Source organism: Aquabacter spiritensis, assembly GCF_004346185.1.
GTDB classification, from domain to species: domain Bacteria; phylum Pseudomonadota; class Alphaproteobacteria; order Rhizobiales; family Xanthobacteraceae; genus Aquabacter; species Aquabacter spiritensis.
Genome location: NZ_SMAI01000018.1, coordinates 22857 through 44155, shown reverse-complemented (window position 1 = coordinate 44155; position 21299 = coordinate 22857). Strand labels below are relative to the sequence as shown.

Here is a 21299-nt window from a genome sequence, read left to right as displayed (position 1 = left end):
ACCATGAACGCCCCCACCGATTTCGACGCGTTCGCGCAGCTTTATCTGCGCGGCGAGGCGCAGGTCGTGTCGACGACATTGATCGCCGACCTGGAAACGCCGGTCTCCGCTTTCCTCAAGATCGCCGGCGAGCGGCCCAACAGCTTCCTGCTCGAATCGGTCGAGGGCGGGGAGACGCGCGGCCGCTATTCGATGATCGGGCTGGAGCCGGACCTGATCTGGCGCACGCAGGACGGCCGCGCCGAAATCAATCGCTCGGCCGCGACCGATCCCGACGCCTTCACCCCCTGCCCCGAGGCCCCGCTGGACGCGCTGCGCGCTCTGCTCGCGGACTCCGCCATCGCTCTGCCCGAAGGGGCCCCGCCGATGGCGGCGGGCGTCTTCGGCTATCTCGGCTATGACATGGTGCGGCAGATGGAGCGGCTCGGCCCGGCCAAGCCCGATCCGATCGGCGTTCCCGACGCGCTGCTGATCCGGCCGACCATCATGGTCGTGTTCGATGCCGTGAAGGACGAATTGACCGCCATCACCCCGGTTCGCCCGCGACCCGGCGTCTCGGCCAAAGCCGCGCTGGAGGCGGCGCTCGACCGGCTCGACGGCATCGTGGCGGCACTCGACCGGCCGATGGCCCATCCCGCCCCCGAGCCGTTCCACGGCCATGTCGAGGCGCTCTCGAACACCACCGAAGCCGAATTCTGCGCCATGGTCGACCGGGCGAAGGATTATATCCGCGCCGGCGACGTGTTCCAGGTGGTGCTCTCGCAGCGTTTCGAGAGCCCGTTCGCGCTGCCGCCCTTCGCCCTCTACCGGGCGCTGCGCCGCATCAATCCCGCACCGTTTCTGGTCTATCTCAACTTTCCCGGCTTCTCGGTGGTGTGTTCGAGCCCGGAAATCCTGGTCCGCGTGCGCGGCGGCAGGGTGACGATCCGCCCGATCGCCGGGACCCGGCGGCGCGGTGCCAATCCCGGGGAGGACGAGGCTCTGGCGGCCGAGCTTCTCGCCGACCCGAAGGAGCGCGCCGAGCATTTGATGCTGCTCGATCTCGGGCGCAACGATGCCGGCCGGGTGTCGCAGATCGGCAGCGTCGCGGTCACCGACAGCTATTTCATCGAGCGCTACAGCCAGGTGATGCACATCGTATCGAACGTCGAGGGCCGGCTCGATCCGCGGTTCGATGCGCTCGACGCGCTCGCCGCCGGGTTTCCCGCAGGCACCGTCTCCGGGGCACCGAAGGTCCGCGCGATGGAAATCATCGACGAACTGGAGAAGGACAAACGCGGCATCTATGCCGGGGCGATCGGCTATTTCGGCGCCAATGGCGAGATGGACACCTGCATCGTGCTGCGGACCGCCGTGGTCAAGGACGGGCGCATGCATGTCCAGGCCGGGGCCGGGCTGGTCTATGATTCGGTGCCGGCGAGCGAGCACCAGGAATGCGTGAACAAGGCCAAGGCGCTGTTCCGTGCCGGCGAGGAGGCGGTCCGGTTCGCCGCCCGCGCCACGCGCAGCCAATGAGCCATTTAATGAAGAGTGGCGTTTTTCCTTTAATTTTTAATGTCTTGAACCGAAGTATCGAAGTCTCGGTTGACCCGAGCGGGCTCAGGGCTGGTGCTGCTGCAGCGAGCTGCGCGCCACCACATAAGCCGGCCAGCCCAAGGCGAAGAGGCCGATCCCCGCGCCGATGAACATGCCGCCGGTGCCGATCAGCGGCACCGCCTGGGCCGCGAGTGCCGCGCCGGCCGCCTGGCCGCACCAGAAGCTCGTCGCATAGAGCGACACGCCGGACCCGCGGGCCGAGGGCACCAACTCCGTCGACATGATCTGGATGGTGTTGTGGATCATGTAGAAGCCGAAGCCCGACAGCGCGAACAGCACAATGACCACAGGCAGTGAGGGCACCTCTGCGATCAGCAGAAAACTCAGGCCGGCGACGATCGCGCCCCCCATCGACATGCCGGGAAGGCCGAGCCAGCGCATCACCTGCGTCACCAGCGCTGTATAGAGGATGCCGCCGACGCCGAACGCGCCGAGGGCGATCCCCGCTTCCACGGCGTCTCCGAAGTTCTGCTCGATCATATGGGCGGCAACGAACGGGAAGCAGCCGAAGATGAAGGCGCCCTCGATCGCGACAATCGTAAAGAGCCGCGTCGAGATCGGATTTCGCAGGACCGAACGATAGCGGTCGATCGCCTCCGAAAGGGAGAAACGCTGCCGGACTGCTGTCTCGGTGACGAAGCCGAACAGCCCGACGGCGGCCAGCAATCCCAGCGCGGTCGAGAGCCAGAACACCGCGCGCCAGCCAAAGCCGGTCGCGATGATGCCCGATATCGCCGCGCCGGCGAGCTGGCCGAACACCACCAGCATCAAGATCCGCCCGAGCGCCGCCGGCCGATCGGCATAAGAGAAGCGATCCCCCACCAGCGCGAAGGACACCGGAATGATGCCGCCGGACCAGGCGCCGGTGAAGATTCGCGCCGCCATCAAAGTCCCATGCGTCGGCGCGATGGCGCAGGCGACGAGGCCGATGCTCATCATGGTCAAGGTCAGGCGCATGACGCGCACCTTGCCGAAGGCGTCCCCCACCATGCCGAAGACCAATTGCGACAGCGCATAGGGCACGGCGAAGGCGGAGGACAGCAGAGCCGCCTCCTGCAGGGAGATCTGCAGATCCCCCGCGATCAGGGTGAGAGTGGGCTCGACGGCGCGCAGCGAGAATGCGCTGGCGAAACCGGCGAAGCCGAGAATGAAGGTGAAGGGCATTGGACACGCGAAAGGAAGGCGACCTTACATTCGCCTTGCCGAGCCGTCTGTCAACCCCGCCCGTGAACGACCTGCGACCACCCGATCTCTTGACGCTTTGCACCCTTTCGGACGCCATCATTGACACAGCGCACAAAATCCTTATTTTGCAAGGCGTCGTCCGAGTTTTCGAATCCAAGCGCGCCGAACGACGACCACTCGTGCAGCTCCGTACGGCATGGAGCGCGTGATCAGCGGGGCGCTGCCGCACTAAGCGACGCAATGTCATTCACTGAACTCGGCCTGAGCGAAAAGGTCCTTTCGGCCGTCGCGGCGACCGGCTACACGCAGCCCACGCCGATCCAGGCCCAAGCCATCCCCCATGTGCTGGCCCGGCGCGACGTGCTCGGCCTCGCGCAGACCGGCACCGGCAAGACTGCCGCCTTCACCCTTCCCATGCTCACTCTGCTGGAGCAGGGGCGCGCGCGGGCGCGCATGCCCCGGACCCTCATTCTCGAACCGACGCGCGAACTCGCCGCCCAGGTCGAAGAGAATTTCGTCCGCTACGGCAAGAACCACAAACTGAACGTTGCGCTGCTGATCGGCGGCGTCTCGTTCGGCGATCAGGATTCCAAGCTGCTGCGCGGCGTCGACGTCCTGATCGCGACCCCGGGTCGTCTTCTCGACCATGTCGAGCGCGGCCGGCTGCTCCTGTCCGGAATCGAGGTCCTCGTGATCGACGAGGCCGACCGCATGCTGGACATGGGCTTCATTCCGGACATCGAGCGGGTCTGCAAGCTGGTGCCCTTCACCCGCCAGACGCTGTTCTTCTCGGCCACCATGCCGCCGGAGATCCAGCGCCTCGTCTCGCAATTCCTGTCCAACCCGGTCCGCGTCGAGGTGTCCAAGCCCGCCTCCACCGCGGCGACGGTGACACAGATCCTGGTCGGATCGGGCAGCGAGGATTACGAGAAGCGCGACGTGCTGCGCGAATTGATGCGGACCGTCGAGGGCCTGCAGAATGCGATCGTGTTCTGCAACCGCAAGCGCGAGGTCTCGGTGCTGCATCGTTCGCTGCAGAAGCACGGCTTCAACGCCGTCTGCCTGCATGGCGACATGGATCAGCATTCCCGCACCCAGGCACTCGATCAATTCCGGTCCGGTGAAGCCGCGATCCTGGTCGCCTCGGACGTCGCAGCCCGCGGCCTGGACATCCCGGCGGTGAGCCACGTCTTCAATTACGACGTCCCGCACCATGCCGAGGATTATGTCCACCGCATCGGCCGCACCGGCCGCGCGGGCCGGGCGGGCGCGGCGATCTCCATCGTCACGCACGAGGACGCCAAATCCCTCGCGGCGATCGAGAAGCTGATCGGCAATGCGATTCCCTGGAGCGGCGAGCCCCTGGGCGAGGCGCCGCCGCGCCGCCGCCGCGAAGAAAAGCGCGACGGCCGCACCGACAAGCATCGCGCCTCCGGCCGCGGCAAAGAGCGCGAACGCAGCGAGCGGAACCGTCCCGAGCGCAGCGAACGGCCCGAGCGCCCCGAACGGGACCGGCGCGAGCGTCCCGAGCGCGAGCGGACGCCGGAAAAGACAGCGGAACCGGCCGAGGCCCGCGCCCCGCGCGCACCCCGTCCGCCGCGCGAGCCTGGACGCGAATCCGGGCGCGAGTCCGGTCGGGACGTTGCGCGGGAGCCTGCCGCCCAGCCGGCGGCGCGCACCGCATCCCGTCCGCCGCGCCGCGAGCATGACCGCGGCGCCGCCGAACCCGCCGACATGTCCCACCTCCCTGCCTTCCTTCTGCGCCCGGTGCGTGTGAAGGCTGGCTGAGTCCTTTGCCGCACGGGCTCCGGTCCGTGCGGTGGCCTCTCCCGGATGGACACCCGGCGCGTCCCGGACCAGTCCGTTGAAGGTCCCTGCCCTTCGGACGTTCCGCCTTAGCCGCGTCAGCGGGCCTTGGCGAACAGGGTGAAGAAGTTCGCGCTTGTGCGTGCGGCGATATGGTCGAGGCTCACGCCCCGCGCCGCGGCCAGGACCTTGGCGGTCTCGCGCACGAAGGCGGGTTCGTTGCACTTGCCGCGATGCGGCACCGGCGCGAGAAAAGGGGCATCGGTTTCGACGAGAAGCCGCTCTTCCGGCAGATCGGCCGCGATCGCCCGCAGCGCGTCGCCGGTCTTGAACGTCAAAACCCCCGAAAACGACACATAGCCGCCGAGCGCCACCGCCCGCCGAGCGAGGTCCGCCCCGCCGGTGAAGCAGTGGAGCACGAAGGGAAACGCGCCCTTTGCGCTCTCCTCTTCCAGGATGGCGGCGACGTCGTCGTCCGCCGCGCGGGCGTGGATCACGAGCGGCAGGCCGGTCTCACGCGCCGCCGCGATATGGGTGCGGAAGCCGTGTGCCTGCGCTGCACGGGGGCTGTTGTCATAATGATAGTCGAGCCCCACTTCGCCGATCGCCACCACTTTGGGATGCGCCGAGAGGGCGACGAGCTCTTCTGCCGTCACGTCCGGTTCCTCGGCCGCCTGGTGCGGGTGGGTGCCGACGGTGCAGAACACGGTCTCGAAGCGCTCGGCGATCGCCCGGATCTCGTCAAACCGCCGCACCCGGGTCGAGATGGTTACGAGATGCGACACGCCGGCGTCGCGGGCGCGCGCCACCACGGCGTCGAGTTCGGGAGCGAACTCCGGAAAATCCAGATGGCAATGGCTGTCGACGAGCATGGACTGTCCTGGCCCCGGCAATGAAAGCAGGTGCCGGAACCGCGGCGCGGTTCCGGCACAGGTTGATCGGATCCGGCTCTACGGCTTGGGGAAAGCGAGCGGCGGCGCGCTCAGAGCCGGCTTCAACGGGGCCGTGGCGATGGTCTTCGCGTTCAGGTCGAAGGCCATGAGGTCGATCTCCCGCAAAACCTGATCGTCATAGGTCTTCACGTAATACTTCTTGCTGGCGAGGTCGGAGATGCCGGTCCACTGGGTATATTCCAGCGGCTCGGAGGGGCCGCCATCCGCCCGGATCCAGCCCGTCGGGATGTCGAAATTGTTGGCGATATGCTCCGCCAGACGGACGCTTTCGAGTCCCGCCGGCTGCTGCTCCACCGACACGGCATAGCCGAGCACGCGGAGAAAGCGCGAGGGCGGCGTCGGATCGCCGGGGATCCCCAGAAGGCCCGAGCCCTGCCCGAAGGACGCGATCGTCTGGCCGTCGATCTTCAGCGGCGGCGCATTGGTCGCCGACAGCTTCACGTAGTTTCTGAGGTTGGTCATGTGCCAGTCGAAGGTCGGCGCATTGGTCATGACACCGTAGGGATTGTCATAGACCTTCAGAATTCCGTCGACGGGTTCGATCACCAGCGAGGCCCCGGTAGCATCGTGGATCGTGTAATGGAACGGTGGCGTGATCCCCATCGTCGGCTGCTTGATGCCGACGATCGACATGCCCGCGAGATTCGCCTTCACTTCGGCGACGGTCGCGAAATTGGTCAAGGCCCAAGTCAGGAAATCCCACGGCGCCAAAGACTTGGCAGGATCTGCTCGAGCGGCGTCGGCATAGCCCGCATAATCGGGAAAATACAGGATCCCGCCGGCGAGGCCACGCTCGTTGACGCCGTCGACCAGAAACGGTTCGCCGAAGGCATTGAGCCCGACGGCGGCGTATTTCGCCTTCCAGGTCAGGGCGCCCGGCTTGCCGTCCGGCCCGCTGGACGCGAGGGCGAATTGCCGGGGAATGACGATCGCCTGGGAGTCCAGCTTGAAGCCGAACTCCATGGTCCGGCCATAGACGACGCCGCCATTCTTGGCTTTGATGGTGAAGCTGGTACAGGCGGCCGCCGGCGGCGCGAGGCCGATCGTGCCGGCCAGCAGCAGACTCAGGACGGGCCATCGGCCCCCTGTGACGATGCGCGAAAACAATGCCATGCGATTCTCTCCCTTTGGCCCCCCGGCCTTCTTCGCTGTTCGGCTCTGTCTCGGCTTGCCAGCCGACGCCAGGCCGCCCGCCCGCTTGCCTCCCGCGCGGCTCGCGCCCCCGCACGGGCCGAAACCCGAGGAGCCGATGCTTTGCCTGCCGCGCGGCGTTATGCCAGCTCGACCACCCGTCCGTCGCGCAGCGTCACGCGCCGGTCCATCCGCGAGGCGAGGTCCAGATTGTGGGTGGCGATCATCGCCGCGACGCCTGTCGCATGCACGAGCTCCGCGAGCGCTCCGAACACGTGGTCGGACGTGCGCGGATCGAGATTGCCGGTCGGCTCGTCGGCCAGAAGCAGGCGCGGGGCATTGGCGAGCGCGCGGGCGATGGCGACGCGCTGCTGCTCGCCGCCGGACAGTTCGGAGGGCCGGTGCGTGAGGCGGTGGCCGAGGCCGAGATAGGTCAGAAGCTCCCGCGCCCGTGCCTCGGCCGCCTTGCGGGAGAGGCCGCGGATCATCTGCGGCAGGGCGACGTTCTCGACCGCCGAGAATTCCGCCAGCAGGTGATGGAACTGGTACACGAAGCCGACATGCAGCCGGCGGATCCGCGTGCGCTCGGCGTCCGAGAGCCGTGCGGTCGGGTGGCCGTCGATATAGACCTCGCCCTCGTCCGGATGCTCCAGGAGACCGGCGAGGTGCAGAAGGGTCGATTTTCCCGCGCCCGAGGGGGCGACGAGCGCGACCGACTGGCCGGGCTCCAGCACCAGTTCGGCGCCCTTAAGGATCTCGATCACGCCCTCGCCCTGCCGGTAGCGGCGCGTGACGCCGACCAGGGCCATGGCCGCCGGAATGGTCTCGGTATGCGGGGGAAGCCCTGCGTGCATCACTCGTATCTCAAGGCTTCCACGGGATCGAGCCGTGCCGCCCGCCAGGAGGGATAGAGGGTGGCGAGCAGCGAGAGCACGAGCGCCATCATCACCACCGAGCTGGTCTCCCCGACATTCATCTGGGCCGGCAGCTTCGAGAGGTAATAAAGCTCGGGCGAAAACAGCTCGGTGCTGGTCAGCCAGGAGATGAAGCGCCGGATCTCCTCGATATTGAGGCAGACCACCACCCCGAGCAGGAGCCCGACCAGCGTGCCGACGACACCGATGCTCGCGCCGGTGATCAGGAAGATGCGCATCACCGCCCCTTGCGTCGCCCCCATGGTGCGCAATACGGCGATGTCGTGCCCCTTGTCCTTCACCAGCATGATCAGCCCCGAGACGATGTTGAGCGCCGCGACGAGGACGATCAGGGTCAGGATCAGGAACATCACGTTGCGCTCGACCTGAAGCGCATTGAAGAACGTGGCGTTGCGCTGGCGCCAGTCGACCACATAGACCGGCCGTTCGGCCGCCGCGATGATGGCCGGGCGCAGTTCCGCGACGTCGTCGGGATTGTCTATATAGACTTCTATCGCGTTGACGTCGTTCTGCCGGTTGAAATAGGCCTGCGCCTCCGGCAGCGGCATGAAGACGAAGGCGCCGTCATATTCCGACATGCCGATCTCGAAGACGGCCGCGACCTTGTAAACTTTGATGCGCGGCGAGGTGCCCATCGGCGTCACCGCCCCGCGTGGCGCCACCAGCGTGATATTGTCCCCGGCGCGCAGCGACAATTGGTCGGCGAGCCGCCGGCCGATGGCGAGCCCCTGCCCGGCGTCGAAATTCTCCAGCGATCCGCCGCGGATGTTCTGCGCGATCGAGGGAAGGCTGCGCAGATCCTTTTCCGACATCCCGCGCACCAGGACGCCGGAGGCGTTGTAGGCCGACGAAGCGAGCGCCTGACCTTCCACCAGCGGCACGGCCTGCCGCACCCCCTTCAGGGCTGCGATGCGCTGGGCGACCGCGACATAGTCGGTCAGCGGGCTCTCCATCGGCTGGACCAGAAGGTGGCCGTTCAGACCGAGGATCTTGCCCAGCAATTCCTGGCGGAAGCCGTTCATCACCGCCATGACGATGATCAGCGTCGCGACGCCGAGCACGATGCCGAGGAAAGAGAAGCCGGCAATGACCGAGATGAAGCCTTCTTTGCGGCGGGCGCGCAGATAGCGCAGCGACAGCATCCACTCGAACGGCGAGAAAGGCCGCGTGCCCGTGGGCTCCGGCCGCTCGATCCGCGTGTCCGCCATGCGCTGCGCTCCCGTCACGCGGTCAGCCTTTCCAGGACGTCGTCGGGGGAAACGAGTTCGCGCGTTCCATCCACCCGACGCTTCAGTTCCACCTTGCCCGCGGCGAGGCTCTTCGGCCCGACCAGGATCTGCCAGGGCAGGCCGATCAGGTCCGCGCTCGCGAATTTCGCGCCGGCACGCTCGTCCGTGTCGTCGTAAAGCACGTCGATCCCGGCCGCCACGAGGCGGGCATAGAGGTCTTCGCAGGCCGCATCGGTGGCCGAATCCCCGGTCTTCAGATTGAGAATGCCGACACGGAACGGCGCCACCGCCTCGGGCCAGACGATGCCGGCCTCGTCGTGGGAGGCCTCGATCAGCGCCGCGACCAGCCGCGACGGACCGATCCCGTACGATCCCATATGGATCATATGCTCGGCGCCGTCCGGGCCCTGCACCTTGGCGCCGAAGGGCGCGGAATATTTGGTGCCGAAATAAAAGATATGGCCGACCTCGATGCCCCGCGCGGCGAGGCGGCGCGGCTCGGGGATTGCGCCGAACGCATCGGAATCGTGCTTTTCGGATGTGGCGGCGTAAAGCTCGGTCCACTGGTCCACCAGCCCCTGGAGACCGGCCCGGTCCTCGAAATCCGTTCCGGCGCCGGGCACCGCCTTATCGAGATAATCGGCGTGGCAGAACACCTCGCTCTCCCCCGTGGAGGCGAGGATGATGAATTCGTGGGACAGGTTGCCGCCGATCGGGCCGGTGTCCGCCACCATGGGAATCGCTTTCAGCCCCATCCGGGAGAAGGTCCGCAAATAGGCGACGAACATCTTGTTGTAGGAATGGCGGGCGCCCTCGGCATCGAGGTCGAAGGAATAGGCATCCTTCATCAAAAATTCGCGCGAGCGGTAGACGCCGAAGCGCGGGCGCACCTCGTCCCGGAACTTCCACTGGATATGGTAAAGGTTGAGCGGCAGGCTCTTATAGGACTTCACATAGCCCCGGACGATCTCGGTGATCATCTCTTCATTGGTCGGACCGAACAGCATTTCGCGCTCGTGCCGGTCGCGGATGCGCAGCATTTCCTTGCCGTAATCGTCGTAGCGCCCGCTTTCCCGCCACAAATCCGCCGATTGGATGGTCGGCATCAGAAGTTCGATGGCGCCGGCGCGATTCTGTTCTTCCCGGACGATCGCGCACACCTTGTTCAACACGCGCAGCCCGAGCGGCAGCCAGGCATAGATGCCGGCACTCTCCTGCCGCACCATTCCGGCCCGCAGCATGAGGCGGTGCGATACGATCTCCGCCTCCTTCGGCACTTCGCGAAGGATGGGCAGAAAATAACGGGACAGGCGCATGGTGGGGACTCGGATCTTCGTTCGGGGCGCCGCCAGTGAAAGCTGAACGGCCGGCAAAACACAAGCCCGCCGTCCCGCAATGTGTTGCGGCGCAGCACATGATCTATTGCGGCGCAAGGATGACAAACAGGTAAGTCTTGTTCTACTTTCGGCGCGTCAAAAGAAAGGGGTCCGCCATCATGCCCTCGCAGGCATCTTGGGAGAGGGTCCAGGTCTCGGGAGGAAGGTCAACCAAACGCCGCCCGACGACCGCCTCTTAGGCGGGCGATAACGGAAGCGGCCGCACGGGGCCAGGCTCGGCAGCATGCCGGCCCGAAAATGTGCCGATTGAGATCAGGGCGGGGCCGAAGCCTCGCCCTTTTTCTTTGCCGATGTGGCGACGGATCCGGCCGCGCCGGGATCCATTGCGGCAGCTATCGCGCGTCGGTCCTGAACGGCATCGGAAAGTCTTCGAGACGCACGACGCCGCTGGTGCCGAGCCAGAAGATCCCGGCGGTCACGCAGGCGGCGACGAGGCTGGTGGCGATGACCTTACGGAGCAGCAGCGGGCGGGTCGGTGCCCCGGGATCGGTGCCCGGCTCCGTGGTGCCGGCCTCCGCCTGCGAGCGCACGCCCCAGGGGAGCACGGCGAACAGCACCGTCCACCAGACGATGAAATAGATGGCGAGATAGGTTCCGACCTGCACGACGACCTCAGGCCTCCTCCAGCTCCACCAGCGTGCCGGTGAAGTCCTTAGGGTGAAGAAACAGCACCGGCTTGCCGTGCGCGCCGATCTTCGGCTCGCCGTCGCCCAGCACCCGCGCGCCTTTGGCCTTCAGCTGGTCGCGCGCGGCACGGATATCCGCCACTTCGTAACAGATATGGTGGATCCCGCCGTCCGGATTGCGATCGAGGAATTTCGCGATCGGAGATCCCTCCCCCAACGGCTCCAGCAGCTCGATCTTGGTATTGGGCAAAGTGATGAAGACCGTCGTCACGCCATGGGCATGCTGGGCCACCTGTTCGGACACGTCGGCACCGAGCGTGTCGCGATAGAGCGCGGTGGCGGCTTCGATGTCGCGCACCGCAATGGCCACATGGTTGAGCCGTCCGATCATCGTCCCCTCCTCGCCGGAGAACCTACCTTATCAGACCTCGACGATGTGGACGTGGCAAACGGGCTTTTTGCCCCAGAGCCCATTCACCGCGCCGCGCACCGCGCGCTCCAGGGTCTCGGCGAGCGCGTCGGGATCCCGGCGCCGGGCGCGCGGCAGGCCGTCCAGCGTGGTGACGACGGTGTCGAGGATGTGGTCGAGCACGTCGACGCCCCCCTCGCCCCGCTCCGGCAGCCCGCTGGCCTCGACGCTGGGATCGCCCACCAGGCTCCCCTTCGAATCAAGGGCGAGGGCGACCGACACCACGCCGACGAAGCCGAGCTTGCGCCGCTCGGGAATGGTGCGCGCCTGATCGGAGATCAGAAGGCGTCCGTCCTTGTAGAGGCGGCCGAAGGGAATCGTATCCACCCGCTCCGCCGGACCGGGCGCGAGGCGCACGACATGGCCGTCGGAGCAGATCACGACCTCCGGAACGCCGAGCCGTTTGGCGAGCGCCGCATTCTCGGCGAGATGCATCGGCTCGCCATGCACCGGCACGCAGACCTGCGGGCGCACCCAGCCATACATCTGCTCCAGCTCGCCGCGGCGCGGATGGCCGGAGACATGGACCAGTCCATCGCGGTCGGTCATCACCTTGACGCCGCGCTTCACGAGGCCGTTGATCACCCCGTTCACCACCCGCTCATTGCCGGGGATGGTGCGCGAGGAAAACACCACGAGATCGCCCGAAGACAAGGCGATTTCCGGATGATCATCCTCCGAAATGCGCCGCAGCGCCGCCCGGGGCTCGCCCTGCGAGCCGGTGAGCAGCGCGACGACCTTGTCGCGCGGGAGATAGCCATAGGCCTCGCTGCCGCGGAACGGCGGAATGCCGTCGAGCATGCCGTGTTCGCGGGCGACGCCGATCACCCGGTCCATCGCCCGACCGACCACCACCACTTCGCGGTCATTGGCCATCGCCGCTTCGGCGATCGAGCGGATGCGCGCGACGTTGGAGGAGAAAGTGGTGAAGCACACCCGGTGCTTGGCGGCGGCGACGACCTGCTTCAGCGTCACCGCAACCTCGGCCTCCGAGGGCGAAATGCCGTCCCGGATGGCATTGGTCGAATCGCAGATCATCGCCCGCACGCCCTCGTCGCCGAGCGCGGTGAGGCGGGCGATGTCGGTCACATTGCCGACGACCGGCGTCGGATCGAGCTTCCAGTCGCCGGTATGCAGAACCAGCCCCGCCGGGGTGCGGATCGCGATCGCATTGCTGTCGGGAATCGAATGCGCGACCCGCACGAATTCGACGTTGAACGGTCCGATCTGGATCGGCGTACCCGGACGAACGACGGTGATCGGGACGTTGGGCGCGCCGGGCTCGGCCCAGCGCTTGGCTTCCAGCAGACCGGCGGTGAAGCGGGTCGTATAGACCGGGCATTTGAGCCGCGGCCACAGATCGAGCACCGCCCCCACATGGTCTTCATGGCCATGGGTGAGGATCAGCCCTTCGATATTGGCGCGCTCGGCCTCGAGGAATCGGATGTCCGGAAGGATGAGATCGACGCCGGGCGCCTCATCCCCCGCGAAGCTCATGCCGAGATCGACCATCAGCCAGCGCCGGCCCCGCTTGGGACCGAAGCCGTAGAGGCCGAGATTCATCCCGATCTCGCCGACCCCGCCGAGGGGCGCGAAGACCAGTTCATTCTGTTCAGACATGTGCGGAGCTACTCTCCCTTGGGGACGAGGACGTCGCCCGCGGTAATGATTTCCGCGATACCGTCGCGGCGTCGGAGCATCATCGCCCCGCGCGTATCGATGCTCTCGAAGCGTCCCGTGACTTCCCGTTCGCCCACCTTGACCATCACCGTATCGCCGATGGCGAGGGCATGGCGCATCCACTCGGTGCGGATCGACGGGAAGCCGTTGCCGCCGTGCCATTGGTTCAGGCGCACCGCCATGGCGATGTCAAGCGCCTCGAGCACGCGGTCCGGCGCGGCGGGCGACCCGGCGGCGGCCAGACTGGTGGCGAGATAGGGAAGGTCTTCCGGATGGTGCAGGCAATTCACGCCGAACCCGACGACGGCGCAGGGCCGCCCTCCCGGATCCGCGCCGCCTTCGACAAGAATGCCGGCGAGCTTGCCACCGTCGAGGATCAGGTCATTGGGCCATTTCAGCTTGAGCGCGTCCGCCGCCAGTTCGGGCGCTGCTCCGAGCACCGCGTCGCGCAGCGCCAGGCCGGCGACGAAACAGAGCTGGGCGAGATTGGCCGCCGGCGCCGGATTGGGCAGAACCAGAGTGGCGAAAAGGTTTCCGACTTCGCTGGTCCAGGGTCGCCCGCGCCGCCCGCGTCCCGCCGACTGGATGTCGGCGACGATCCAGACCGGCAATGCCTCGCCCCGCGCGAGGCGCGCCAGACCCTCGGCATTGGTGGAGCCAATCTCCGTGAAGCGGACGATGGGGACCGTGGAGCTTTGAAACCGCTGGAGCGCCATCGTTCAGAAGAGCGAACGCGCCGCGGCGCCCGCCGCATCGATCAGCGGCGCAGGCCAGAGGAAATAGAAGACGGTGAACAGGCCCGACACGCCGAGGACGGCCTTGAGCTCGCCGGGCATGGGATCGAACGCGTCCGCCGGTTCATCGAAATACATGATCTTCACGATGCGCAAATAATAGAAAGCTCCGACCACCGAAGCGAGAACGCCGATCACCGCGAGCCCGTAGAGGCCCGCCTGGATCGCCGCAAGGAACACGTAGTATTTTGCGAGGAAGCCGGCAAGCGGGGGAATGCCCGCGAGCGAGAACATCAGCCCCGCCAGCGCGAGTGCCATCATCGGCCGCGTCCGCGCCAGGCCGGCGAGTTCGTCCACCGTCTCGACCGCGCGCCCGTTGCGGCGCATCGCGAGGACGCAGGCGAAGCTGCCCAGGGTCATGGCGACATAGATCGCCATATAGACCATCACGCCCCGCACCCCCTGCGGCGTTGCGGCGGCCAGGCCGACCAGCGCGAAGCCCATATGACCGATCGAGGAATAGGCCAGCAGGCGCTTGATGTTGCGCTGGCCGATCGCGGCGAAGGCGCCGAGCACCATCGAGGCGATGGAGACAAACGCGACGATCTGCTGCCATTGATGGGTGACGTTCGGCAGCGCCTCGATCGCGACCCGCAGAAACACCGCCATCGCCGCAACCTTCGGCGCCGTGGCGAAAAACGCCGTCACGGGCGTCGGCGCGCCCTCATAGACGTCCGGCGTCCACATGTGGAACGGCACGGCCGACACCTTGAAGCACAGGCCCGCCATGACGAAGACGATGCCGAACACGAGGCCGAGCGTGGGTTCGGTCGCGACCTTGGCGATACCTTCGAAATTCACCGTGCCCGTAAAGCCGTAGAGCAGCGAGGAGCCGTAGAGCAGCATGCCGGAGGACAGGGCGCCGAGGACGAAATATTTCAGCCCGGCCTCGGTCGAGCGGATCGAATCCCGGTTCATCGCGGCCACGACATAGAGCGACAGGCTCATCAGTTCGAGGCCGAGATAGAGGGCGATCAGGTCGCCCGCGGACACCAGCATCATCATGCCGAGGGTGGCGATGATGACGAGCACCGGGAATTCGAACTTGGTCTGCTGCTCGCGGTTGAACCAGTCCACCGACATGATCAGCGACACCGCGGCACCCAGCAGCGCCAGCGCTTTCATAAAGCGGGCGAAGGGGTCGATCACCAGGGCCCCGCCGAAGGCGGTGAGCGTGAGGTCCGGCTTCAGGAGAACGAGAACCCCGGCCGCGATCAGCACCGCGATGGCGAGCCCCGTCACCAGATTGGCCGAGCGCTCCCCCCGGATCGCACCCACGAGCAGGAGCACGATGGCGGCGAGCGCGAGGAGGACCTCGGGAAGGACCGCGCCGAGCGGAGGCAGAAGGGAGGGCATCGGGCGACCTCGATCAGAAGCTGAAGAGCACGCTGGCGGTCTTCACCGCCTGGGCCACGGAATCGGTGCGGGCGACGACGGCATTGACCGCGCTCGACGTCATGTCGAGGATCGGCGCGGGCCAGAAGCCGAACAGAATGGTGATCACCACCAAAGGCGCCATGATCACCATTTCCCGGTGATTGAGATCCATGATGCCCTTGAGGCTGTCCTTGTCGAGCGTGCCGAACACCACCCGGCGGTACAGCCAGAGGGCGTAGGCTGCCGACAGGATGACGCCAGTGGCCGCAAAGAAGGCGACCCAGGTGTTGCGTTCGAACACCGCGATCATGGTGAGGAATTCGCCGACGAAGCCCGACGTGCCCGGCAGGCCGACATTCGCCATGGTGAAGACCATGAGCGCGGTCGCATACAGCGGCATCCGGTTCACGAGCCCGCCATAGGCCGAAATCTCGCGGGTGTGCATCCGGTCGTAGATCACGCCGACGCACAGGAACAGCGCGCCCGAGACGAAGCCGTGGGAGATCATCAGGAACATCGCGCCCTGGAGCCCCTGCTCGTTCATGGCGAAGATGCCCATCGTCACGAAGCCCATATGGGCGATCGAGGAATAGGCGATGAGCTTCTTGATGTCCTCCTGCACCAGCGCGACGAGCGAGGTGTAGATGATGGCGATCACCGACAAAGTGTAGACCAGCGGCGCGAACAGATGCGACGCCTCGGGGAACATCGGCAGCGAATAGCGGATGAAGCCGTATCCGCCCATCTTCAGCAGCACGCCCGCGAGGATCACGGAACCCGCCGTCGGGGCTTCCACGTGCGCGTCCGGCAGCCAGGTGTGGACCGGCCACATCGGCATCTTCACCGCGAAGGAGGCGAAGAAAGCGAGCCAGAGCCAGGTCTGCATGCCGGAGGGGAAGGTGTGCGCCATCAAGGTCGGCACGTCCGTCGTCCCGGCCTGCCAATACATCGCCATGATGGCGAGCATCATCAGCACCGAGCCCGCGAGCGTGTAGAGGAAGAATTTGAAGCTCGCATAGATCCGCCGCGGGCCGCCCCAGATCCCGATGATCAGGAACATCGGGATGAGGCCGCCCTCGAAGAAGAAATAGAACAGGACGAGATCGAGCGAGCAGAAGGTGCCGACCATCAGGGTCTCGAGCACCAGGAAGGCGATCATGTATTCCTTCACCCGCTTATGCACGCTCTCCCAGGAGGCCAGGATGCAGAAGGGCATGAGGAAGGTGGTGAGGATCACCAAAGGCAGCGAAATGCCGTCAATGCCGAGATGATAGGCGGCGATCTCGCCGAGCCAGGGATGCTTCTCGACGAACTGGAAGCCCGGCGCGGCCGGATCGAACGCCGGCAGCAGCAGAAGCGAGACGACGAAGGTGACGAGGGTGGTCCAGAGCGCCACCCAGCGGGCGTTGCGCGCACACACTTCCTCCTCGCCGCGCACCACCAGGATGAACAGCGCGCCGACCAGCGGCAGGAAGGTGATGACGGAGAGGATCGGCCAGGTGGTCATCGTCACACTCCGGCGAACATGAACCAGGTGATGAGGGCCGCGACACCGATCAGCATCACGAAGGCGTAATGGTAGAGATAGCCGCTCTGCAGCCGGACCACGCGTCCGGTCACGTCGAGCACCCGCGCGGAGACGCCGTCCGGCCCCATCCCGTCGATGATCCGGACGTCCCCCTGCTTCCACAGCACCCGGCCGATGAACAGAGCCGGCCGGACGAACAGGAAGTCGTAGATCTCGTCGAAATACCACTTGTTCAGCAGGAATTTGTAGAGCGCATCCTGGCTGTGCGCGAGGCGCACCGGCAGCGTCCGGTCGACCACGTAGAACCAATAGGCGACCAGGAGGCCGAGCGCCATCATCAGGGTCGGCATCCATTTCGCCCAGAACGGAATGTCGTGCATGGCATGCAGCACATGGTTCTCCGCGCCCATGAAGATCGACTGGCGGAAGAACTCCCCGACATCGTGCCCGACGAACTCGGGGTAGAGGATCATGCCGGAGACGACCGAGCCGAAGCCGAGCACGCCGAGCGGAATGGTCATGACGAGCGGCGATTCGTGCGCCGCTTCGTAATGATGATGGTCGTGGGGCTGGCCGTGGAAGGTGAGGAAGACCAGCCGCCAGGAATAGAAGGAGGTGAGCGCGGCGGCGCCGACCGTCATCACCCAGCCATAGAGGGCGAAGCTGTTGGTGCTGCCCCAGGCGGATTCGATGATCGCGTCCTTGGAATAATAGCCGGCCAGGAACGGAAAGCCGGTGATCGCCAGCGTGCCGACCAGCATCATCGCATAGGTGAAGGGGATCTTCTTGTAGAGCCCGCCCATGTTCCGCATGTCCTGCTCGTGGTGCATCGCATTGATCACCGAGCCGGCGGAGAGGAACAGCAGCGCCTTGAAGCAGGCATGGGTCAGAAGGTGGAACATGCCGATCGAATAGGCCCCTGCCCCCATGGCCACGAACATGTAGCCGAGCTGCGAGCAGGTCGAATAAGCGATCACCTTTTTAATGTCGGTCTGGACCAGAGCGATGGTCGCGGCGAACATCGACGTCGTCGCACCGACGATCATCACGAGGTCGAGCGCGGACGGCGACAGCTCGAAGATGGGCGACATGCGCGCCACCATGAAGACGCCGGCGGTCACCATGGTCGCGGCATGGATGAGCGCGGAGACCGGCGTCGGCCCCTCCATCGCGTCCGGCAGCCAGGTATGCAGCAGGAATTGCGCCGATTTGCCCATGGCGCCGATGAACAGCAGCACGGCGATGACGGTTGGCGCATCCCAATGATGCCCGAGGAAGGCGATGGTCTTGCCGGCGAGGCCGGGCGCCTGGGCGAAGACGGTTTCGAAATTCACCGCCCCGGTCATCACGAACACGCCGAAAATGCCGAGGATGAAGCCGAAATCGCCGATGCGGTTGACCACGAAGGCCTTCATGGCGGCGGCATTGGCCGAGGGCTTTTCGTACCAGAAGCCGATCAGCAGATAGCTGGCGAGGCCGACGCCTTCCCAGCCGAAGAACATCTGGAGCAGATTGTCCGCCGTCACCAGCATCAGCATGGCGAAGGTGAACAGCGAGAGATAGGCGAAGAAGCGCGGCCGGCTCGGATCCTCGTGCATGTACCCCATCGAATAGAGGTGCACGAGCGAGGAGACGGTGGTGACCACGATCAGCATGACCGCCGTCAACGTATCGATGCGGAACGCCCAGTCGATCTTCAGGTCGCCGACATACATCCAGTGCATGACCTGGACGCGGGTGTCATGGCCGCCGAAGCCGACATTGAAGAAGGCGATCCAGGCGAGCAGGCAGGCGATGAACAGCAGCGAGGTGGTGACGACCTCGGACGCGCGGGCGCCGATCGAACGGCCGAACAGGCCGGCGATCAGGAAGCCGATGAGGGGGAGGAAGACGATCGCGTGATACATGATCTCAACCCTTCATGGCATTGATGTCCTCGACGGCGATCGATCCGCGGTTGCGGTAGAACACCACGAGGATCGCGAGCCCGATCGCCGCCTCCGCGGCGGCCACGGTGAGGACGAGCAGCGCGAAGACCTGTCCGACGATGCTGCCGAGAAAGGCCGAGAAGGCGACGAGATTGATGTTCACGGCGAGCAGGATCAGCTCGATCGACATCAGGATGACGATGACGTTCTTCCGGTTGAGGAAGATGCCCAGCGTCCCGAACGTGAACAGGATCGCCGCGACGATGAGATAGTGGGAGAGGCTGATTTCCATCTTTCTCTCCTCAAATGCCCTGGCCGGGCTTGACCTTGACCACGTCGATCGCGGTCTTGGCCGTGCGCGCCACCTGGTCGGAAATGTTCTGCCGCTTGACATTGGGCTTGTGGCGCAGGGTCAGCACGATCGCGCCGATCATCGCCACCAGCAGCACCATGCCCGCCGCCTCGAAGAAGTAGACATATTCGGTGTAGAGTACCCGTCCGAGCATCTGCGTGTTGGTCAGCGCCGCCGTTCCCGCCTGCGCGATCTGCGGCACACTGGCGACCGTCGGACCTGCGACCCAGGTGCCGGCCACCAGAACCAGCTCGGCGAGGAAGATCATCCCGACCAGCGCCCCGATCGGCAAATATTGCAGGAAGCCCTGGCGCAGTTCGACGAAGTCGACGTCGAGCATCATCACCACGAACAGGAACAGCACCGCCACCGCGCCGACATAGACCACCACCAGGATCAAAGCGAGGAACTCCGCGCCGATCAGGATGAACAGGCCCGCTGCATTGACGAAGCAGAGGATGAGGAAGAGCACCGAATGGATCGGGTTGCGCGAGGCGATCACCATGAAGGCCGAGGCCACCAGGACGCACGCGAAGAGATAGAAGAATGCTGCCGCGACACTCATGCGCCGAGCCCCCTTTTGTGCGGCGCGCGAACGCCGCCCTGTGCCGCGCAGGATTCCGCGGCTGTCACGACAAGCCGCGTGTGGCCTTCGGCCCGTCGATAGCCCCTACCCATGCCCTCGTCCATTCGTCTGAGGCCGCCGCAGGACACGGCCGCCATCCCCACCCATCGCCCCCGGTCCGCCGGATCGCCGCCCTACCGGTAGGGCGCGTCCAGCACGATCGCCTGGGCGATTTCCCGCTCCCAGCGATCGCCGTTCGCGAGCAGCCGATCCTTGTCGTAATACAATTCCTCGCGCGTCTCGGTGGCGAACTCGAAGTTCGGCCCCTCGACGATCGCATCCACCGGGCAGGCTTCCTGACAGAAGCCGCAATAGATGCACTTCACCATGTCGATGTCGTACCGCGTGGTGCGGCGCGTCCCGTCATTGCGCCGCGGTCCGGCCTCGATCGTGATCGCCTGGGCCGGGCAGATCGCCTCGCACAATTTGCAGGCGATGCAGCGCTCTTCGCCGTTGGGATACCGGCGCAGCGCATGCTCGCCGCGGAAACGCGGCGAGATCGGGTTCTTCTCGAACGGATAGTTGATGGTCGCCTTGGGCTTGAAGAAATAGCGCATGGCGAGGAAGAAGCCGGACACCAGCTCGGTGAGGAAGATGGCGCGCGCGGCTTGGTCGAGCTTCATGGCCTCGCCCCTTCAATTCGCGGCAGAGATGGGATCGGACGGTTCATCGCGGCGCCGTTCCGGTGAAGTGCAGGACACCCGCCACGACCACGACAGCGACCAGCGAGATCGGCAGGAACACCTTCCAGCCGAGCCGCATCAGCTGATCGTAGCGATAGCGCGGCACCATGGCCTTCGCCATGGCGAACAGGAAGAACATGAAGCACAGCTTCAGCACGAACCAGACGATCCCCGGCACCCAGGTGAAGGGCGGGAAGGGCAGCGGCGAGAGCCAGCCGCCGAGGAACAGGATCGTCCCCATGGCGCACATGGTCATGATCGCCACGTATTCGCCGAGCATGAACAGCAGATAGGGCGTGGAGCCGTATTCGGTCATGAAGCCGGCGACCAGCTCCGATTCCGCCTCGACGAGGTCGAAGGGCGGACGGTTCGTCTCGGCGAGCGCGGAGACGAAGAAGATGACGAACATCGGCAGGAGCGGCAGGAAATACCAGTTCAAAAGGCCGAGCGGGCCGTCCTGGGCCTCGACGATCCGGGACAGGTTTTGCGAGCCGGCGCACATCAGCACCGTGATGATCACGAAGCCGATCGAGACTTCGTAGGACACCATCTGCGCCGCCGAGCGCAGCGCCGCCAGGAAGGGGTATTTCGAGTTCGAGGCCCACCCCGCCATGATCACGCCGTACACGCCGAGCGAGGAGATGGCGAAGATATAGAGAATGCCGACATTGAGGTCGGCGATCACCCAGCCGTCCGCGATCGGCACGACGACCCAGGCGGCGAGCGCGAGCACGCAGCTCACCAGCGGCGCGAGAAGGAACAGCGCCTTGTTCGCGCCGGATGGGATGACCGGCTCCTTCAGCACGAATTTGAGCAGATCCGCGAAGGATTGCAGCAGGCCGAACGGGCCGACGACGTTTGGCCCCCGGCGAAGCTGCACCGCGGCCCAGATCTTGCGGTCGGCCAGCAGGATATAGGCGATGAAGACGAGCAGCGCGACGAGCAGCGCGAGGCTCTGCCCCGCAATGATCGCCACCTTCAGAAGAGTGTCCTGCCAGGTCATCC

General features: G+C 65.7%; 19 protein-coding genes. 2 read left to right on the top strand and 17 right to left on the bottom strand.

The features are described 5' to 3' along the window. Positions 1-3 precede the first annotated feature (3 nt). The gene (gene trpE, locus EDC64_RS21130; RefSeq protein WP_132035212.1) at positions 4-1515 is read left to right on the top strand and encodes an anthranilate synthase component I; all 1512 of its coding nucleotides are present in this window, start codon (positions 4-6) and stop codon (positions 1513-1515) included. 84 nt (positions 1516-1599) lie between these two features. Here the strand turns inward: trpE and EDC64_RS21125 are convergent, their stop codons facing one another. Beyond that, on the bottom strand, positions 1600-2760 hold the full coding sequence (locus tag EDC64_RS21125) for an MFS transporter (protein WP_132035209.1): 1161 nt from the start codon (positions 2758-2760) through the stop codon (positions 1600-1602). Between the two features lie 261 nt (positions 2761-3021). On the opposite strand from EDC64_RS21125, the gene EDC64_RS21120 reads away from it, so the two are divergent. Then, positions 3022-4569 carry a DEAD/DEAH box helicase gene (locus EDC64_RS21120; protein ID WP_132035206.1) on the top strand — a complete coding sequence of 516 codons (1548 nt, stop codon included), beginning with the start codon at positions 3022-3024 and terminating at the stop codon, positions 4567-4569. Between the two features lie 116 nt (positions 4570-4685). Here EDC64_RS21120 and EDC64_RS21115 read toward each other — a convergent pair whose 3' ends face one another. From EDC64_RS21115 to nuoH, 16 genes are all read right to left on the bottom strand, one after another. Then, positions 4686-5459 (bottom strand): TatD family hydrolase, encoded by a 774-nt coding sequence (locus EDC64_RS21115; protein WP_132035203.1) that lies wholly within the window; start codon positions 5457-5459, stop codon positions 4686-4688. Positions 5460-5537: 78 nt separating this feature from the next. Next, on the bottom strand, positions 5538-6653 hold the full coding sequence (locus EDC64_RS21110; protein WP_132035200.1) for a choloylglycine hydrolase family protein: 1116 nt from the start codon (positions 6651-6653) through the stop codon (positions 5538-5540). 158 nt (positions 6654-6811) lie between these two features. After that, positions 6812-7525: an ABC transporter ATP-binding protein gene (locus EDC64_RS21105; protein ID WP_132035197.1), complete on the bottom strand. Its 714-nt coding sequence runs from the start codon at positions 7523-7525 to the stop codon at positions 6812-6814. After that, complete coding sequence (locus tag EDC64_RS21100; protein WP_132035195.1) at positions 7525-8814, bottom strand: lipoprotein-releasing ABC transporter permease subunit; 1290 nt, start codon at positions 8812-8814, stop codon at positions 7525-7527. Before EDC64_RS21100 ends, EDC64_RS21105 begins: the two co-directional genes overlap by 1 nt. 14 nt (positions 8815-8828) lie before the next feature. Next, positions 8829-10151, bottom strand: a complete 1323-nt coding sequence (gene proS / locus EDC64_RS21095; protein WP_132035192.1) for a proline--tRNA ligase — start codon at positions 10149-10151, stop codon at positions 8829-8831. A 413-nt stretch (positions 10152-10564) separates the two neighbouring features. Continuing rightward, positions 10565-10837: a DUF1467 family protein gene (locus EDC64_RS21090; protein WP_132035189.1), complete on the bottom strand. Its 273-nt coding sequence runs from the start codon at positions 10835-10837 to the stop codon at positions 10565-10567. 7 nt (positions 10838-10844) lie between these two features. Continuing rightward, entirely contained in the window at positions 10845-11249 is a 405-nt protein-coding gene (gene mce / locus EDC64_RS21085; RefSeq protein WP_132035186.1) for a methylmalonyl-CoA epimerase, read from the bottom strand. A 30-nt stretch (positions 11250-11279) separates the two neighbouring features. After that, positions 11280-12947: a ribonuclease J gene (locus tag EDC64_RS21080; protein ID WP_132035183.1), complete on the bottom strand. Its 1668-nt coding sequence runs from the start codon at positions 12945-12947 to the stop codon at positions 11280-11282. Positions 12948-12955: 8 nt separating this feature from the next. Beyond that, the gene (locus EDC64_RS21075) at positions 12956-13723 is read right to left on the bottom strand and encodes a biotin--[acetyl-CoA-carboxylase] ligase (protein WP_132035180.1); all 768 of its coding nucleotides are present in this window, start codon (positions 13721-13723) and stop codon (positions 12956-12958) included. 3 nt (positions 13724-13726) lie between these two features. Continuing rightward, a complete protein-coding gene (nuoN, locus tag EDC64_RS21070; protein ID WP_132035158.1) occupies positions 13727-15157 on the bottom strand; it encodes an NADH-quinone oxidoreductase subunit NuoN in 1431 nt (476 codons plus the stop codon). 13 nt (positions 15158-15170) lie between these two features. Continuing rightward, complete coding sequence (locus EDC64_RS21065) at positions 15171-16685, bottom strand: NADH-quinone oxidoreductase subunit M (RefSeq protein WP_132035155.1); 1515 nt, start codon at positions 16683-16685, stop codon at positions 15171-15173. A 2-nt stretch (positions 16686-16687) separates the two neighbouring features. Continuing rightward, positions 16688-18613 carry an NADH-quinone oxidoreductase subunit L gene (gene nuoL, locus EDC64_RS21060; protein ID WP_132035152.1) on the bottom strand — a complete coding sequence of 642 codons (1926 nt, stop codon included), beginning with the start codon at positions 18611-18613 and terminating at the stop codon, positions 16688-16690. Between the two features lie 4 nt (positions 18614-18617). Beyond that, positions 18618-18926 carry an NADH-quinone oxidoreductase subunit NuoK gene (nuoK, locus tag EDC64_RS21055; protein WP_132035149.1) on the bottom strand — a complete coding sequence of 103 codons (309 nt, stop codon included), beginning with the start codon at positions 18924-18926 and terminating at the stop codon, positions 18618-18620. Positions 18927-18936: 10 nt separating this feature from the next. Beyond that, positions 18937-19551: an NADH-quinone oxidoreductase subunit J gene (locus EDC64_RS21050; RefSeq protein WP_132035146.1), complete on the bottom strand. Its 615-nt coding sequence runs from the start codon at positions 19549-19551 to the stop codon at positions 18937-18939. Between the two features lie 194 nt (positions 19552-19745). After that, positions 19746-20234: an NADH-quinone oxidoreductase subunit NuoI gene (gene nuoI, locus EDC64_RS21045; RefSeq protein ID WP_132035144.1), complete on the bottom strand. Its 489-nt coding sequence runs from the start codon at positions 20232-20234 to the stop codon at positions 19746-19748. A gap of 43 nt (positions 20235-20277) precedes the next feature. Continuing rightward, entirely contained in the window at positions 20278-21297 is a 1020-nt protein-coding gene (nuoH, locus tag EDC64_RS21040; RefSeq protein ID WP_132035141.1) for an NADH-quinone oxidoreductase subunit NuoH, read from the bottom strand. Positions 21298-21299 lie beyond the last annotated feature (2 nt).

Coding starts and splice junctions, on each gene's coding strand:
- trpE (WP_132035212.1), top strand. CDS start 4: ATGAACGCCCCCACCGATTTCGACGCGTTCGCGCAGCTTTATCTGCGC.
- EDC64_RS21125 (WP_132035209.1), bottom strand. CDS start 2,760: ATGCCCTTCACCTTCATTCTCGGCTTCGCCGGTTTCGCCAGCGCATTC.
- EDC64_RS21120 (WP_132035206.1), top strand. CDS start 3,022: ATGTCATTCACTGAACTCGGCCTGAGCGAAAAGGTCCTTTCGGCCGTC.
- EDC64_RS21115 (WP_132035203.1), bottom strand. CDS start 5,459: ATGCTCGTCGACAGCCATTGCCATCTGGATTTTCCGGAGTTCGCTCCC.
- EDC64_RS21110 (WP_132035200.1), bottom strand. CDS start 6,653: ATGGCATTGTTTTCGCGCATCGTCACAGGGGGCCGATGGCCCGTCCTG.
- EDC64_RS21105 (WP_132035197.1), bottom strand. CDS start 7,525: ATGCACGCAGGGCTTCCCCCGCATACCGAGACCATTCCGGCGGCCATG.
- EDC64_RS21100 (WP_132035195.1), bottom strand. CDS start 8,814: ATGGCGGACACGCGGATCGAGCGGCCGGAGCCCACGGGCACGCGGCCT.
- proS (WP_132035192.1), bottom strand. CDS start 10,151: ATGCGCCTGTCCCGTTATTTTCTGCCCATCCTTCGCGAAGTGCCGAAG.
- mce (WP_132035186.1), bottom strand. CDS start 11,249: ATGATCGGACGGCTCAACCATGTGGCCATTGCGGTGCGCGACATCGAA.
- EDC64_RS21080 (WP_132035183.1), bottom strand. CDS start 12,947: ATGTCTGAACAGAATGAACTGGTCTTCGCGCCCCTCGGCGGGGTCGGC.
- EDC64_RS21075 (WP_132035180.1), bottom strand. CDS start 13,723: ATGGCGCTCCAGCGGTTTCAAAGCTCCACGGTCCCCATCGTCCGCTTC.
- nuoN (WP_132035158.1), bottom strand. CDS start 15,157: ATGCCCTCCCTTCTGCCTCCGCTCGGCGCGGTCCTTCCCGAGGTCCTC.
- EDC64_RS21065 (WP_132035155.1), bottom strand. CDS start 16,685: ATGACCACCTGGCCGATCCTCTCCGTCATCACCTTCCTGCCGCTGGTC.
- nuoL (WP_132035152.1), bottom strand. CDS start 18,613: ATGTATCACGCGATCGTCTTCCTCCCCCTCATCGGCTTCCTGATCGCC.
- nuoK (WP_132035149.1), bottom strand. CDS start 18,926: ATGGAAATCAGCCTCTCCCACTATCTCATCGTCGCGGCGATCCTGTTC.
- EDC64_RS21050 (WP_132035146.1), bottom strand. CDS start 19,551: ATGAGTGTCGCGGCAGCATTCTTCTATCTCTTCGCGTGCGTCCTGGTG.
- nuoI (WP_132035144.1), bottom strand. CDS start 20,234: ATGAAGCTCGACCAAGCCGCGCGCGCCATCTTCCTCACCGAGCTGGTG.
- nuoH (WP_132035141.1), bottom strand. CDS start 21,297: ATGACCTGGCAGGACACTCTTCTGAAGGTGGCGATCATTGCGGGGCAG.